The sequence below is a fragment of the Micromonospora sp. S-DT3-3-22 genome (genome assembly GCF_015354745.1).
Classification (GTDB): domain Bacteria; phylum Actinomycetota; class Actinomycetes; order Mycobacteriales; family Micromonosporaceae; genus Micromonospora; species Micromonospora wenchangensis.
This window is the reverse complement of sequence record NZ_JACGMO010000149.1, coordinates 1-17,250: the sequence shown is the minus strand read 5'-3', so window position 1 is coordinate 17,250 and position 17,250 is coordinate 1. Positions and strand designations below refer to the sequence as shown.

The 17,250-nt window shown below is 74.6% G+C and carries 4 protein-coding genes; all 4 read right to left on the bottom strand.

Annotated elements, in window-relative coordinates; translation table 11 throughout:
• Positions 1–2,540 (bottom strand): SDR family NAD(P)-dependent oxidoreductase (locus H1A17_RS35360; RefSeq protein WP_194823452.1); only part of this gene is annotated, 2,540 nt, incomplete at its 3' end.
• Entirely contained in the window at positions 2,537–3,658 is a 1,122-nt protein-coding gene (locus H1A17_RS29770; RefSeq protein ID WP_194823451.1) for a DNA alkylation repair protein, read from the bottom strand. The genes H1A17_RS35360 and H1A17_RS29770, both read right to left, overlap by 4 nt.
• On the bottom strand, positions 3,655–9,954 hold the full coding sequence (locus tag H1A17_RS29765; RefSeq protein ID WP_194823450.1) for a type I polyketide synthase: 6,300 nt from the start codon (positions 9,952–9,954) through the stop codon (positions 3,655–3,657). The genes H1A17_RS29770 and H1A17_RS29765 overlap by 4 nt, the downstream gene beginning before the upstream one ends.
• A gap of 37 nt (positions 9,955–9,991) precedes the next feature.
• On the bottom strand, positions 9,992–17,250 hold a 7,259-nt coding region (locus H1A17_RS29760), incomplete at its 5' end, for an SDR family NAD(P)-dependent oxidoreductase (protein ID WP_194823449.1).

Sequence of the window (17,250 nt, the reverse complement as noted above, 5' to 3'; positions counted from 1 at the left end):
CCCGGCGCAGCCGGCCCGGCGAAGGACGGCGTCACCGGTACGGCCGGGGCGGCCTGGCCGGTGGGAGCCGGGGCCGGGCTGGTGGGGGCCGCCCCGGGCGGGTGGCGCGGCAGCCCTTCCAGGTGCCGCACCAGCGCGCCGACGTCGGGGTGGTCGAACATGGCCACCGGATCGACGTCCAGTCCCTCGCCGGCCAGCGCGGCGGAGACCTCGACGGCCATCATCGAGTCGAGCCCCAACTCCAGCAGGTTGTCGTCGGGCGACACCTGGTCGACGTGCAGGGTCCGCTTCAGGATCGCCGACAGCGCCGGCCACAGCCGGGTGTCGACAGGGGTCACAGGGGTCATCTGGTCGTCCTCCGGTTCGTCGACTGCGGACACGACGTAGTTCGCGGGAGCCAGTTCGATGGTGTGCCGCAGCAGCGCGATGCCGTCGGCGACGGTCAGCGCCGGGATGCCGCGTGCCGCTGCGGCGTCGGCGATCCCCGCACCCATGCCGACGCGCCACAGGCCCCAGCCGAGGCTGTACCACGCCTCCCCACCGGCCCGGCGGCGCGCGGCGTAGCCGTCGAGGTAGGCGTTGGCGGTCGCGTACGAACTCTGGCCGAGGTTGCCGTGGGTCGCCGAGATGGAGGAGAACAGTACGACGAACCCGGGCCGCGCGTCGGCGGGGAACGCCTCGTCGAGCGCGTGCACCCCACCGATCTTCGGCCCGAACACCTCGTCGATCCGTTCCGCCGACAGGCTGCGCGCCAACCCGTCGCGGAGCACTCCGGCGGCGTGGAAGACCCCGTCGAAGGGCTCCGCGCCGCGCAGCACGTCCGGCAGCGTACGGACGTCGGCGGTGACGACCCGCAGGTCGCAGGCGGCGGCGAGGCGGTCCAGCCGGTCCCTGGTCGGCCCCCCGGTCGGTGCCGTGCGACCGACCAGGGTGAGGTGGGCGCCGCCCGCGCCGGCCAGGAACTCCGCCACGTGCAGGCCGATGCCGCCCAGGCCGCCGGTGACGAGGAACCGGCCACCGGCCAGCGGCCGGGCCGACCGCCCGGGTACGGCCGGCGCCGCCGGGTGGGTGGGGGCGTACCAGGAGCCGTCACGCCAGGCGAGTTCCGCCTCGCCGTGCCGCACCTCGTCGAGGGTCGGTGGCGGGGTGCCGCCGCCCAGGCCGATGTCGACAAGGCGTACCCGGGCCTGCGGGTGCTCGATCCGCAGGGTGCGTGCCAGGCCCCACAGCGCGGCCTGCCCGGGCTCGACCGGCTCGTCCCCGGTGACCTGCTGGGCGGCGCTGGTGACGATGGTGACGGCGGGCATCGGTGGCTGGGCCGCGAGCCGCCGGACCAGGGTGAAGACGCCGTGCAGCAGCGCGACGGCCCCGGCCCGGTCCCGCACGGCGCGTGGGGCCACGTACACCACCTCGGCGGGCGGCGTCTCCGCGCGCGCCCGGTCGAGGTGGGCGTCGTGCAGGTCGGCCGGGGTGAGCAGGAGCGGCCCGCCCTCGTACGACTCGACACCGGGCTCCCCCGACACCACCCAGATGCGGCCCGGTTCGGTGGCCGGTTCCGGGGTGGGGACGACCGGCCGCCAGGTCACCGTGGTCACCGACCCCGCAGGCACCGGCTCGGCGGGAGGCGGGCTGGCGGGAAGCGGCTCGGTGGACACCGGCTCGGCGGGAGGCGGGCCGACGGGTGACGGGCTGGCGGAAGGCGGGTCGGCGGGCAGCGGGGTGGGGCGGGTCGACGGGGGTCGCCGGGGGGTGGCCGCCGGGGCGGTGGTGGGGCCGGCCGCCTTGAGGACGATCCGGTCCAGCTCCAACAGCACCTCGCCCTGCTGGTTGCAGACCGTGGCCCGCCCGCGCACCGCGCCGCCGGCCCCGCCCGCCGGGTCGGTCCGCTCGACGAGGGCCAGCACGGTGCCGGTGACCGGGCGGCGGGCGGTGATCCGCCCGACGTACCAGGGCAGGCAGGCGCCGGCGGTGCCGTCGTCGAGCATCCCGAGGCACTGGAAGACGCTGTCCAGCAGCGGCGGTGGGACGAAGTGCCGGTCGGTCAGCCCACCGGACGCGCGGAGCACGGCCAGGATCCGGTCGGGCCCCCGGTGTGCGGCGCGGATCGCCTGGAACGTCGGGCCGTACGCGATGCCGCTGGACCGCCGCCACTCGGCGACGGCGGAGAGCGGCACCTCGTCGACGCAGCCGGCGCGCAGCCCCGCCACGTCCCGGTAGCTCGGCGGGGCCAACGCGCTGCGGGTGGCCCGGGCCCGGCTGTGCAGGACCGGGCCGGACCCGTCCGGCTGCCACGAACCGAGCGTGCACTCCCCCGCCGGGGTGAGCACGGTCTCGATCTCGACCGACCCGCCCGGCGCGACCGGCAGCGGCACGAGGAACGCCACCTGGTCGAGACGCCAACTCCCGCCGTCGTGGGCCGCCGCGCAGGCGCTGAGCATCGCGTCGAGCTGCGCCGCCGCGGGCAGGACCGGCGTGTCGCCGATCCGGTGGTCGCGCAGCACCGGGTGGTCGGCGGCGAGCGGCGTACGGGGGCCGTTCACAGCCGGAGGTCGAATCTGTCCGTGGCCAGCACCTGGCCGTTGACCTGGATGTCGACGAGGTGCTCGCCGGGGTAGTAGCGCCGGGTGGAGACCTCCCGGACCGGGTGCGACTTCTCCACCGTCCGGCGTTCGCCGGGGCCGAGTTCCAGCGTGGTCAGCTTGAAGACCTTGGGGATGCGTTGGCCGTTCTTGCGGACGTGGTGCACGACGTAGTCCACGGTGACGGTGTGCCGGCGGCTGTCGGTGTTCTCGACGTCGAGGCGGATCATGGTCGACTCACCGAGCGCCAGGGTGCGCGGGTAGAGCCCCATCGAGGGCACCCGGATGTGCTCGCCGCCGGTGACGCCCACGATCGCCAGCGCCTCCTGGTTGCCCTTCTTGACCAGCGTGCGCAACGCGTGCCGGACGATCCAGGTGGTCTCCGGGGTCGGGCTCTCCTGCGACCAGCGCAACGCGGTGGCCACCGCGACGTCGGGCGAGTCCTTGGAGATGTCGTTGAGGTTGTTCGCCACCGACTTGCGCACGTACTCGGAGGGGTCGCTGCGCAGCGGTTCGAGGATCTCCAGTACGGGCTGCGGGTCCCGCACGAAGGCGGTGAGCGTACGCGCCCAGGGAAGCCGGGGACGCACGCCCTCGCTCGCCATTCTCCGGACGTTGTGGCTGGGGTCGCGGGCCCAGTCGGCCATCCGGGCCATCGTCAGCTCGTAGTGCTGCTCGATGAAGGGGCGGATGGCGTACTCGGCGGTGTGCCGCTTGGTGATCTCGACCAGCGCGTCGAGGGACACCTCCGGGTGGTCCAGGCCGTACTCCTCGACGAACCGGGCCACCGGCATGAGGTACCAGCTCACGTTGAACATCCCCTCGCCCTCGGCGAGTTCCTCGCCGAGGATGGCCAGGAGGATCTTCACGCTCTCGGGGTAGTCCTCGGGGAGCCGGCTGCGCAGCCCCTCCGCCAGGACGAGGACGCGGTCCTTCAGCTCCTTTCCGGGAATGCGACGCTCCACCTCGGCGGTGTACTCCTCGACGTCGAAGTCCGGGTGGACCTCGCGGATCTTTCCGCCGATGAGGCGGGCGGCGTCACCGTTGAAGTGACGCTTGAGTCCGTATTCCGTAGTCATGACATCCGGTCCTTGTCGACGTAGTTTTCCCGGGCGGGCGGATAGAGGTGGATCTTACGTTCGAGTGGCTCCCGCCTCACGGATGCCGGCCGGGCGGAGGCGGCATCCGCCACCTCGTCCGCTCCACCGTGGACCCAGAATCTCTGCCGTTGGAAGGGGTAGGTGGGAATGGTCGTGGTGCGGTGTCCCTTACCGTGATGCACCCCGGCCCAGTCGATATCACCCAGACCCCGGCTGTAGAACGACGTGACGGCCGTGTGGAGCTGCGTCTGGTCGTCGTGGTCCCGTCGTAGCGTCGGCAGCCAGGTCAGATCGGTGTCGGTGAGGGTCGCCCGCGCCAACCCGGTCAACACCGGATGCGCGCCGATCTCCCAGAACACCCGCCCACCAGCCGCATACACCGCCTCAACCGCCTCAACGAAACGCACCGGCTGACGAATCCCCGACCCCCACAACCGACCATCGGCCACCGACCGCGCATCATGCCAACCACCCGTCACCGTCGATGCGAAACCAATCCGCGGGGGCGACACCACCACCTCACCGAACGCCTCCGCAAACGGCCCCACCGCACCCGCCATCACCGACGAATGAAACGCATGACTCACCGTCAACCGCTGCGTCCGCAGCCCCGACCCGGCACCGAACGCCTCCACCGCCTCGACCGGACCGGAGATCGTCACACTGCGCGGGGCATTCAACGCCGCGATCTCCACCCCCGGGAAGGACGGCAACACCGCCTCCACCGATCCGGCGTCGGCGAACACCACCGCCATCGCCCCGTCCGAGGGTTGCGCCTGCATCAACCCACCCCGCACCACCGCCAACCGCAACACCTCCGGCAACGACAGCACCCCCGCCGCCCACGCGGCCGTCAACTCCCCCACGCTGTGACCCACCACCAGACCCGGGCGTACCCCCCACGCCTGCAACAGCCGCACCAACCCGACCTGCACCGCCACGATCCCCACCTGCGCAAACCGCGTCTGCACCAACTCACCGCCCCGCTCCCCGAACACCACCTCCCGCAACGGCACATCCGAACACGACGCCACCAACTCGGCGCACTCCTCGAACGCCGCCCGGAACACCGGCTCCGCCCCATACAACCCCGCCGCCATCCCCGGGTACTGCGAACCCTGACCCGAAAACAGGAACACCGACACCGGCGGCTGATTCGACAACCGACCCACCGGCCGATCCCCACCCGCCACCAAGTTCAGAGCACCCGCCAAACCCGACCCGTCAGAACCCTGCACCGCCACCCGGAACCGATGCGACGCCCGACCCACATTCGCCGTGAAACCCACATCACCCACCACGGACGCATCCACACCCGACAACATGCGCGCATACCCGTCTGCGAGCCGACGCACCCCCTCCTCACTCGCCGCCGACACCTTCACCACAAACGACCCCTGCGGCAACGACTCCCGGACAGCCGGAAGCGGGGCCTCCTCCACAATCACGTGAGCATTCACCCCGCCCATCCCGAACGCCGACACCGCCGCCCGACGCGGAACACCCGCGACCCGAGGCCACGACACCGGCTGATCCGCCACAAAAAACGGCGTGTCCTCAAACCGGATATGGTCATTCGGCCGCACCACATGCAACGTCGCCGGCACCACCTGATGCTCCAACGACAACAACACCTTCACCAACCCGGCAAGGCCCGCCGCCGGCTCCAGATGACCAATGTTCGACTTCAACGAACCAATCGCACAGAACTGCGTCCGCGACGTGAAACCCCGCCACGCCCGAGTCAAACCCTCCACCTCGATCGGATCACCCAACGACGTCCCCGTCCCATGCGCCTCCACCATCCCGAACCCCTCCACACCAACACCCGCATCCCGCAACGCCGCCACAATCACCTCCCGCTGGCCGGCGGGGCTCGGGGCGGAGTAGCGGGTGGTCCGGCCGCCGTGGTTCACCGCCACGCCCTTGATCAGGCCCCGGATGCGGTCGGCGTCGCGTTCGGCGTCCGCGCGGCGGCGGAGCACGATCGCCGCCGCGCCCTCGCCGGGCACGAACCCGTCGGCCTCGACGTCGAAGGCCCGGCAGCGGAAGCTGGGCGAGAGCGCGCGCAGGTCCCGCATGGAGTCGAAGTACTCCGGGCTGATCGCGGCGTGCACGCCACCGATGACGGCGGTGTCGATGTCGCCGGCCCGTAGGTGCTGCACGGCGGTGTGCAACGCCACCAGCGACGACGAACAGAGCGTGTTCACCACGACGCTCGGGCCGTGCCAGTCCATCAGGTACGACAGCCGGTTCGGGATCATCGCCTCCAGGCCCAGCCCGCGCCCGTCGGCCACCCCGTGTCGGGACCGTTCCTCGTGATAGTGGTCGTGGCTGTAGGCGATCCACAGCCCGATCCGGTTGTCCGGGCTCCCCTGCCCCGTCCGGCCGGCGTCCTCCAGGGCCTGCCAGATGGTTTCGTACACGATGCGGGCCTGGGGGTCGATCAGCGGCGCCTCCCGGGCGGAGATCCGGAACGGCACGGGGTCGAACTCGTCGACCCGCTCCAGGAAGGACGCCTGCGGTACCGGGCCCTCCAACGGCTGCCACCGGCCCTCGGGCAGGGCACCGACGGTGTCGCGCCCGTCGGTGAGCAGCGTCCAGAACGCGTCGAGGTCGCCGGCGGTGGGCACCCGGATCGCGGCACCCACGACGGCGATGTCGCGTCCCGGGTCCGTCCCGTCGACCCCCGCCGGCACGGCAGCGGCCGGGGTCGCCCCGGCCGACGGGGTGGGCATGTCCCCGGTCGGCGGGGTGGGGACGCTGCCGGCCGGCAGCGGGGTGGGCACGGACCCGTCGGGCGGCGGCGCGGTGCCGGCCGACGGCGACGGGGAGGAGGTTGGCTCGGCCGACGGCGACGGGGCGGCGGTGGGCTCGGCCGACGGCGGGGCGACGGGGGCCGACGTGACCGGGGGCGGCGGCGCGGCCAGCGCGGCGACGAACTCGGGTGCCTCGTCGACGAGGTGCTGGGCGAAGCTGCGGGGGGTCGGGTACTCGAAGAAGACGGTCGGATACAGCGACAGCCCGTGTTCCCGGGACAGTCGTTCGCTGAGCCCGACCAGACCGACGGAGTCGAAGCCGGCGGAGAGGAACTCGGCGTCGACGTGCTCGGCGTCCGTGCCGGCCAGGGCCAGGAACCAGGCGAGCGCCCGAGCGAGCGGTGTCGTCCCGGCCACGCCGGCCGGCCCGGCGACCCCGACCGGGCCAGCGGACGGGGCCGCCACGACGGCCGGTTCCGGGGCGGGGGCCGGCGCGGCTAACGGCTCAAGGGCGGCGGCCGGCGCGGCGGACGACTCGGGGGCGGGTCGCGGGGCGTCGGCCGGGGGCGGGTCGCTGAACGCGAGGACGGGCACCCGCTTGGAGGAGATGTCCCCGAAGGTCAGCAGGGGTACGCCCGCGGCGTCGAGGACGACCTGGGTGACCCGGCACGCCTCCTCGTTCCAGAAGGACACCTCGGTACGGACGTAGGCGGCGTCGGCCAGCGCACCGTGCACGCTCACCCGGTCGACGGAGAGCGGGATGAACGCGGTGGCGTGGTCGGTGCCGAAGACGGGGTTGTCCGGGTCGATCGCCGCGATGGTGACGCTGTCCAGCAGCCCCGGGAAGAGCTGGACGTCCGGGGGGTTCAGGGCGCGTTGCCGACCCCCCTCGATCCGGGCGAGGGTGCCGCCGCCGGGGAGGCTGGCGACCCAGGAGATGTTGCGGTAGTACCGGCCGTGCTGGTAGCCGATGCGACGCAGCCAGCGGTACACGGTGGACCCGGCATGCACCCGGGAGCAGGTGTCGAGCAGCGCCGCGAGCGGCTGCGGCGCGGGCACCGGATCGGGCTGGGGGGCGTACCGGCCGGTGACGAAGGGGGTGCCGTCGGCGTCGGCGACGGTGAACCGCCCCTCGGCGTCGACCCGGCACACCACCCGGTGCGCCCCGGTCGGGATGAGCGGACGGTGGAAGAGCACGTCCCGCACCCCGTGGAACGGCTCACCGCGCAGCTCCGCGCCCTGGCGCAGGAAGTCGAACCAGGCGACACCGGGGAGCATGATCCGGCGGTACACCGAGTGCTGGGCGATCGGCACCTCGCCCGGCCCGAAGACCCGGGAGAAGGCGTACCCGGCCGGGCCGGCGTCGTCGTCGAGGGCCAGCGGGCCGCCGGGCTCGGCGGAGCGCAGCGGCTCCCGCAGGTCCAGCGCGGGGCCCCGGGCCTGACCGACCGGCAGGAGGCGTTTGCGCCAGGCGACCGGCCCCTGGAACGTGGCCCAGTCGATGTCCGCGCCGGCTTCGTAGAGTTCCGCCGTCACGGCGGCGAGCACCCCGGCGACCTCCCGCTCGTCGGTGGCGGCGGCGAGGCGCGCACAGAGGTCCACCGCGCCCCCTGCGGGGGTCGGGGCGTCGGTGGTCGCGGCCCCGGCGGCCAGCACCGTGCTGAGCGCCTGCTCCAGGGAGGTACGTCCGTGCACGAAGTCGGTGATCGACGCCCAGCCGGGCGGCAGGTCGACCGCCTGCGCGGGTACCCCGGCGTCGCGCAGCGCCACGGCCAGCACGACCCCCGCGCAGATCCGCAGCAGCGGGCCGGAGAACGTGGTCACCGGGCTGCCGACTGCGGTCTCGAACCGGCCGACGATCTCCCGTACCGCCGGCACGTCGTGGTGGAGCGCGAGCAGCCATGGCGGCGGCGCGGACCCGGCCACCGGGCGGACGGCCACCACGGGCTGCCGTCCGGTGGGTTCGCCGAGCGGGACGTCGGCCCGCAGCAGCCGGGCACGCAGCGCGGCGGCGAGGCGGTCGGCGTCCGCTCCGGCGACCGCGCAGCGTACGGCTCGGGCGGGGCGGCCGAGCCGGGCGGTGGCGAGCACGTCGGCGAGCACGTCGGCCGTCGACGGGAGGAACTCCACCCACTGCGCGACCAGTTCGCGCAGCACGTCCGGGCTGTCGGCGGAGAGGGCCAGCACCTCGACGTGCCGCCCGGCCCCGGTGGTGGTCGGGGCGGGCCCGCTCGCCGCCTCGGCCACCACGTGCGCGTTGGTGCCGCCGAAGCCGAAGCCGCTCACGCCGGCCCGGCGGATCGGGGCCGCCGGCCAGGGGCGGGGGCGCGACGGCAGGTGCAGCGGGCCGGCGTCCAACCGCAGTCGCGGGTTGACCGTGGGCACCGGCACCCCGGGGACGATCTCGTCCCGCAGGCAGAGGACGATCTTGGCCAGGCCGGCCAGGCCGGACGCCGAGTGCAGGTGCCCGATCCGCCGTTTCAGCGAGCCGAGCGCGATGCTGCCGGGGGCGACGCCGCGCCGGCCGAACACGTCGGTGAGCGCCCGCACCTCGATCGGGTCGCCGATGGCGGTGCCCGTGCCGTGGGTCTCGACGTACTGCACGGTGGTGGGGTCGATCCGCCCGTACACCCGGTCGAGCAGCGCGATCTGGGCCTCCAGGTTGGGGGTGGTCACCCCCATGGTGCGGCCGTCGTTGTTGACGCCGGTGCCGGCGATCGCGCCGAGGATCAGGTCGCCGTCGGCCACCGCCGTGGCCATCGGCTTGAGCACCAGGGCGACGGCCCCCTCGCCGGGGACGTACCCGTTGGCCCGCTCGTCGAAGGTCTGGCACAGCCCGTCCGGGGAGAGCGCGCCGGTGCGGGACAGCAGCACGAAGGTCAGCGGGTCGAGCAGCAGGTCCACGCCGCCGACCAGGGCGATCTCGCAACTGCCGGCGGCGAGGCTCTGGCAGGCCAACCAGACCGCCGTCAGCGAGGACGAGCAGGCGGTGTCGACCACCAGGCTGGGGCCGGTGAGGTCGAGGCGGTCGGAGAGCCAGGCCGCGACGAAGTTCTGCGACCGGCCCCACAGGGCCGCCGGGACCGGCCGGCCGGTGCCGTCCGGGCCGGTCGGGACCAGCCCACGGCCGTGGTCGAAGCCGTAGGAGTTCATCCGGGCGCCGACGAAGACGCCCGCGTCGAGACGGCGGCGGACGGAGCGGTAGCCGGCATCCTCCAGCGCCCGCGCGCCGACCTCCAGCATCACCCGCTGCTGCGGGTCGAGCAGGACGGCGTCACCGGCGGTCAGGCCGAACGCCTCGTGGTCGAAGGAGAACGGGTCCTGGAGGAAGGCGCCCCGGTGGTGGGTGCCCTGGTGGTCACCGTCGCCGAGGTAGTGGTCGCGGGCCCACCGGCTGGGCGGGACCTCGTCCACCTCGACCGAGTCGTGGGTCAGCAGCCAGCGCAGGTCCGCCACGTCCTCGGCACCGGGAAGCCGTACGGCCATGCCGATCACCGCGATTCGACTGTCCGTCATGTTCGCGTCGCTCCTTCCGTCACACTCGGTGGGCAGGTCAGTGGCGCGGCTGCTGGCCGGTCGCGAGCAGTGGCCGCAGCAGGGCGCTGAGGCTCGCCGTGGGCACCGGGTCGCCCGGGCCGGGCGCGGACGGCACCGCACCGGCCGCCCTGATGACCGGGTCGGTCCCGGACGCCGGGGCGGGTGGTTCGGCCCGGTCGGTGAGCCGGGCCGCGAGGTCGGCCATGGTGCGGGACCGCATCACCAGCGAGGGGTCGACGGTCGTCCCGCTGAGCCGCTCGATGGCGCTGGTCAGGTCGGCGATGACCAACGAGTCCAGCCCCAGGTCGGGCAGGGGGAGATCTCCCGGGTCCTCACCGAGCACGTCGACGAAAGCGTCCCGCACCAGCCGGTACGCGCCCCCCGGGTCGCCGTCCGACGGCGGCCCGGCCGGTGCGGCGTCACCACCGGCGGAATCAGCCGGGAGGGGGGCGGCCGGGAGGGGGGCGGCCGGGAGGGGGGCGGCCGGGGCGGGCTCGGGGTGCGCCGTCGACGCGGCCCGGTGGGCGGCCTGCGGCGGCGGCGCGGAGACGGTGGTCGGCTGCGGTACGGCGCTGCCGGGGAACACCACGGCACCCCCGGTGAGCAGGTACGCGTCGAAGCCGGCCAACGCCTGGTCGAGGGTGATCGAGTGCCCGGCGGAGAAGGACTCGTCCGCCGCCATGCCGATGCCGGACCAGTTCGGCCAGGCGTGCGCGGTCACCGTCGGGCCGTCGTCGCCGGCCTGCCCGGCCAGGGCCAGCTGGTACGCGTTGGCCAGGGCGTAGTCCACCAGACCCCGGCCGGCGTCGGGCAGGGCACCGGCGATCGAGGAGACCAGGGCGACGTGGTCGGCGCCCTCGGTGCGGGCGAGCCGGATCACGTTGCGGGAGCCGGCGACCTTCGGGGCGGTCACCCGGGCCGCCTCCGGCCACTGCCGACGACGCAGCGACCCGAACTGGTTGACCCCACCGGAGCAGTGCACGATCCCGCGTAGCCGGCCCCACCGGCGGGCGAAGGACGCGGCGGCGGCGGTCAACGCGGCCGGGTCGGCGACGTCGCACCGCTGGTAGTCCACCTCGGCTTCCGGGCGCAGCCCCCGCAGGAAGTCCTCGGCGGCCCCGTCGACCGGCGACCGGCCGACGATGCCGACGCGCCGGGCGCCGCGCGTCACCAGGTGCGTGACCAGTCGCCGGCCGACCGCGCCGAGGCCGCCGGTGACCAGGTGGTAGCCGTCCCCGGTGAGGTCGGCCGGTGGACCCGGCCGGGCCGCCGAGGGGGTCGGAACGTACCGGACGCCGCCGCGGTAGGCCACGACGGTGTCCGCGCCGGGGCGCAGCGCGGCGAACTCGGCGGCGATCTGCCGGGCGCGGATCTCGACCGGATCGGCCGGGTCGAGGTCGAGCACGGCGACGGTGAACCGGTTCTCGGCGGCGGCGGCGCGGACCGCGAACGCCCGCGCGGCGGCCTCGGGGTCGAGCAGCGCGCGGTCCGCCTCGTCGACGGTGGCCGACCGGTGTGCGACCCAGACCATCCTGCCCTGGGGTGGGACGGTGGCGGCGTAGGAGCGGAGCTGCCCCCAGAACCCGCGCAGGTCCGGTGCGGTGTCGGCGGAACCGGGGACGGCGTCGACCACCACCAGGGCGCGGGGGTTCACCCCGTCGGGGGCCAGGTCGGCGCCCCTGGCGGCGAGCGCGGCGGAGACCGCACCGCTGAGGTCCCAGTCCGCCACGACCACCCGTACGGTGACCCCGTAGGCCGATGCGCCGGGCGGCGGGTCGGCGGGTCGCCACCGGATGACCAGGGCCTCTGGTGCCGGCATCGACGCCGGGTTACCGGAGTGGCCGCCGTCGGCGGGCCCGGGGTCCACCGGCGGGGTGTGCTCCGGGGGCAGCTCCACAGTGGTGACCGGGGCCGGCCCGGTCACCGTCGCGGCGGGGCGGGTGTGCCAGTAACGGCCCTGGTCGAACGGGTAGGTGGGGAGCGCGACGATCCGTGAGCCCGGCACGGACAGGGCGGCCCAGTCGATGTCGGCGTGGCCCTGCCGGACCTGGTCCACCACCACCGCGTGCCGCTGCGCCGGGTCGGCGGGGAGCGGCTCGGCGGTCCGGTGGCAGTCGACGCGGGCGACCGGGACCCGGCCGTCGGCGACCGCCCGGAGCTGCTCGGCGAGGGCCTGCCCGGTGGGGCCGCTCACCGCGGTCTGGTAGTCGAGCGAGGAGCGGCCCACGTTGGCGGTGTGGCAGAGGTCGGCGGTGGCCCGGTCGTCGGGGGCGGCCGCGAAGGAGTCGGCGTACGCGGCGGCGAGGCGGCGTACCGCGGCCTCGGTGGCGGCGGAGACCTTGACCAGGTGCGACTGCTGCGGCAGGGGTTCCCGGGTGGCCGGGAGCGGCGCCTCCTCGACGATCACGTGGGCGTTCACCCCGCCCATCCCGAACGCCGACACCGCCGCCCGACGCGGAACACCCGCGACCCGAGGCCACGACACCGGCTGATCCGCCACAAAAAACGGCGTGTCCTCAAACCGGATATGATCATTCGGCCGCACCACATGCAACGTCGCCGGCACCACCTGATGCTCCAACGACAACAACACCTTCACCAACCCGGCCAAACCCGCCGCCGGCTCCAGATGACCAATGTTCGACTTCAACGAACCAATCGCACAGAACTGCGTCCGCGACGTGAAACCCCGCCACGCCCGAGTCAAACCCTCCACCTCGATCGGATCACCCAACGACGTCCCCGTCCCATGCGCCTCCACCATCCCGAACCCCTCCACACCAACACCCGCATCCCGCAACGCCGCCACAATCACCTCCCGCTGCGCGGCACTACTCGGCACCGTCAACCCACTCGTCCGACCACCGTGATTCACCGCCGAACCCCGAATCACCCCCCGCACCCGATCCCCATCCCGCACCGCATCCACCAACGGCTTCACCACCACCGTCACCACACCCTCACCCGGCACGAACCCATCCGCCCCCGCATCGAACGCCCGCGACGCACCCGTCGGGGAGAGTGCCCGCAGGTTCCGCATCGCGGTGTAGTGCAGGGGGGACATCGCCAGCCGCACCCCGGCGACGATGGCCTGGTCGCACTCGCCGCTGCGGATGCTGCGCACGGCGGTGTGCAGAGCCACCAACGACGACGAACACAACGTGTCGATCGTCATGCTCGGCCCCGACAGATCCAGGAAATAGCTGACCCGGTTCGCCAGGAACGCGTTGTGGTTGCCCAACCCGCTCGGCGCGTCCAGTTCCGGGGCGAGGTTGTAGTCCTTGTAGTGCTGGTAGCTGGCACCGACGAACACGCCGGTCGCGGCGGGGGTGGACAGCGGGGCGATCCCGGCGGACTCCAGTGCCTCCCACGCGGTGCGCAGCAGCCAGCGGACCTGCGGGTCGAGCACCTCGGCCTGCTTGGCGAAGAAGTCGAAGAACCGGGCGTCGAACTCGTCGATCGGGCCCAGGAAGCCGCCGATCGCGGCCCCGTCGCCACCCCCCGCCCAGCGGAAGGCGGGCGCGGGACCGATGCCGCTGCCCCCGCGCGCCAGCAGGGACCAGAAGCCCTCCGGGTCGGTGGCCCCGGGCAGCGCGCAGGCGATCCCGATGACGGCCAGGTCGCCCCGGTCGCCGCCGTCCGGCCCGGCCGGAGACTGTTCCCGTACGGCGGGGGGAGCCGGGACCGGCCGGTCGGTGGGGGCGGGGGCGTCGTCGGCGGCGGGCACGGGAATGTCGGCCCCGGCCGCCGGGGCGTCGTCGGTGCCGGCCACGGCCGGGGCGCTGGGCGGCGGGGTGGTCGGTTCGGGCAGGGCGGACGCCACCACGGCGGCCAGCGCCCGGCAGTCCCGCGCCTGCAACACCTCCACCGGGCTCAGCGTCACCCCGAGCCGTTCCTGGAGTTCGGCGGCGACCATGGTGGCGAGCATCGAGTCGATGCCGGTCGCGGCGAGCGACCCGGTCGCGGTGACGTCCGGGTCCCGCAGCACCGTGCGGACCACCTCGACGACGGTCCCCTCCACCGACCGGGGGGTGGCCGGCTGCCGCCCGGCCGTCGACGCCGGGCCCTCCGCCGGGGCGGGGTCCGCCGCCGGCCGGTCCGCGACGGGGTTGTCGGTCGGTGCGGCGACCGGCCGGTAGACCACGTCGGTGAGGGCGACCAGGACCCGGCCGGCGGTGTCCAGCAGCGCGACGTCGGCCCGGCGGCTGCCGTCGACGTCCTGGCCGGTGAGCCGCAGCCGTACGTGCCGGGTGTCGGCCGGGTCGGCCCAGCGCACCGCCCGGCCGATCGACACCGGCAGGTAGGTCAGCGCGGAGGCGGCCGGATCGGCCAGGGTCAGCACCGCCATGCTCTGCAGCGCCGCGTCGAGCGCGGCCACCGCGCGGGTCGCCGGGTCCGCGTCGGTGTGGTCGACCCGGACGAGCACCCCGGTCGTGCCGTACGCGATGTGGCCGATGACCCGCAGTGCCGCGCCGAAGTCGACCCGCTTGGCGGCGAACCACGCGTACAGGCCGGCCGGGTCGAGCGTGCGGGGGTGTGCGGCGTACTCCCGGTCCACCGGCAGCGGTGCGGGGGGTGGTCCCTCCGGCCGGACCGCGCCGGCAGTGAGATGGCCGATGACCTGGCCGCCGTAGCGGAACGTCACGGTGCTACCGGCGGTCGTGTCCGCAGTGAGCCGGTGGTGCCCGGTGCCACGGGCGGTGAAGGCGAGCCGCTCCAGGACGGCGGCGGTGGCGAACCCCCGGGTGACGAGGAGCGCCGCCGGCACCGTCTGCCGGCCGAAGACCCGGTGGGCGTCCAGCAGCCGGTCGAGGTCGGGTCCCCGGTGCCCGTCCGCCGGGTCGGGGGCGGCTGCCGCAAGCGGCGTCGACGGCGCGGACGGTTCGGGGGCGGGGCGGGCGGGCACCCGGTCGGCGCGGTCCCGGAACGGGTAGGGCGGCAGGGCGAGCCGGCGGAACCCACCACCGCCGTACAGCGGTCGCCAGTCGACGTCGCGGCCGGCGACGTACCAGCCGGCCAGCGCGGTGAGCAGCCCGTCGTCGGGGGTACGCAGTTCGGCGGCGATCCGCTCGGCGGGCCACGGCAGGTGGCGTGCCAACCGCTCGGCGAGGTCCCGCCCGACCGGCACCGGGTCACCGGCGAGCACCGTGTCGCCGCGCAGCACCGTGCCCGGCAGTTCGGGCCCGAGGCGCAGCGCCCGGCGCAGGCCCGCGCCGAGGGCCGCCCCGGTCGCCCCGAGCACGGCGACCCGGTACGGCAGGTGGACCCGCCCGACCGAGGCGGAGAAGCACAGCGCCCCGACGTCGACCGTGTCGTCCGCCTCGATCAGCCGCCGTACGTCCGCGACCCGCCGGGTCAGCAGGTCGGGGGTGTGTGCCGAGAGGACCAGCAGGTGCTCGCGCGTCGGCCCGTCGGCGGGTCGGGCGGCCGGGGCGGGGGTGTACTCCTCGACGACGACGTGGGCGTTCGTTCCGCCCATGCCGAAGGCGCTGATGCCGGCCCGACGCGGCCCGGTGGCCCGCCACGGTCGCGGTGCGGTCGGGATGGCCAGCCGGCCCGGGGGCAGGGTGATGTGCGCGCCGAGCGTGCTGAACCCGGCCAGCGGTGGGATCTCACCGTGTGCGAGGCAGAGCAGCACCTTGGCCAGGCCGGCCAGGCCGCTCGCCGGTTCCAGGTGACCGATGTTCGCCTTGACCGAGCCGAGCTGGCAGGGTTCGGGCCGGTCGCCGTCGAAGACCTCGGCCAGGGCGGCGATCTCGATCGGGTCGCCGAGCCGGGTCGCCGTGCCGTGCGTCTCGACCAGGGAGATGTCGGCCGGGGTGAGGGCGGCGTCGGCCAGCGCGGCCCGGATCACCGCGACCTGCGACTCGCTGCGCGGCACCGGCAGGGCGCTGCCCCGGCCGCCGTGGTTGACCGCCGCGCCCCGGATCACCCCGTGGATGCGGTCACCGTCGCGTTCGGCGTCGTCGAGTCGTTTCAGCATGACGGCCACCGCGCCCTCGCCGGGCACGAACCCGTCGGCCCGGTCGTCGAACGGCCGGGGCCGGGTCGGCGACAACGCGCCGAGCTGGCTGAGGCTGCGGTAGTACCAGGGCGTCAGCCCGACGTGGCAGGCGGCGACGATGGCCGCGCCGCACTGCCCGGTACGCAGGCTGACCACCGCCTGCTGGAGGGCGACCAGGGACGACGAGCAGAGCGTGTCGACGGTCTGCGAGGGGCCGGTCAGGTCCAGCGCGTAGGAGATGCGGTTGGCCAGGACGGCGTTCATCGAGCCGAGGGCGGTGTGCGGGCCGACGGCCGCCAGCCCCTGCGCGTCGCGGTGGTGGGTGTAGGTGGCCCCCACGAACACGCCGATGTCCCGCCTCCCGGCGAGCCCGCTGTCGTCCACCACCGACCAGGCGTGCTCCAGCAGCAGCTTCTGCTGCGGGTCCATCTCCTCGGCCTCCCGGACGGCGATGCCGAAGAACTTCGGGTCGAAGCGGTCGATCCCGGCGACGAACGCGCCGGTCCGGCAGTAGGTGCCCGTCATGTCGGGGCCACGGTGCTGGTAGTGGTCGTCGATGTTCCAGCGCTCCGCCGGGATCTCGGTGAAGGCGTCCGCGCCGGCGCGGAGCATCGGCCACAGGTCGGCCAGGTCGCGTCCCCCGGGCAGGTCGCCGGAGACGGCCACCACGGCGATGTCGCCGGCCCGCCGCGTCGCCGGCCCGGTGTCGGACGCCGGTCCCGTAGCCGGGGCCGGCACGGTTCCGGACACCGGGCGGGGCGCGGGGAGCGGTGCCGGCACCGTTGCCGACGTGTCCTGCGGCGTCGGCGTCGACACCGCGTCGACCGTCGGGGCGACATCGAGCGGGGAGGGCGGGGAGGCGGCGGCCGGCGACGGTGAGGCGGCGGCCGGCGGGGATGTGGCGGCGGCCGGTGCCGGCTGGGGTGCGGGTGGCCGGGCCCCGTACCGGGTGGCGAGCGCCCCGGCCAGCTCGGCGAAGTCGCCGTACTCGAGGAAGAGGGTGGCCGGGAGGGCGACCGCCCACCGCCGGGACAGCTCCTCGGCCAGCTCGACGCTCATGATCGAGTTGATGCCGTAGTCGGTCAGCGGGGCGGTCCGGTCGAGGTCGCCGAGGCCCAGCCGCTCCGCGAGGAAGTCGGCGAGCCCGTCCTCGGTGCGCCCGGCGTCGGTGTCGTCGCTCCCGGACGAACCGCGCGGGGACGCACCGGGCCCGGCACCGCCCGGGGCCGGGCCGGCGGCGGCCGGTGGTGCGGGGGCAGGGTGGGCGGGGG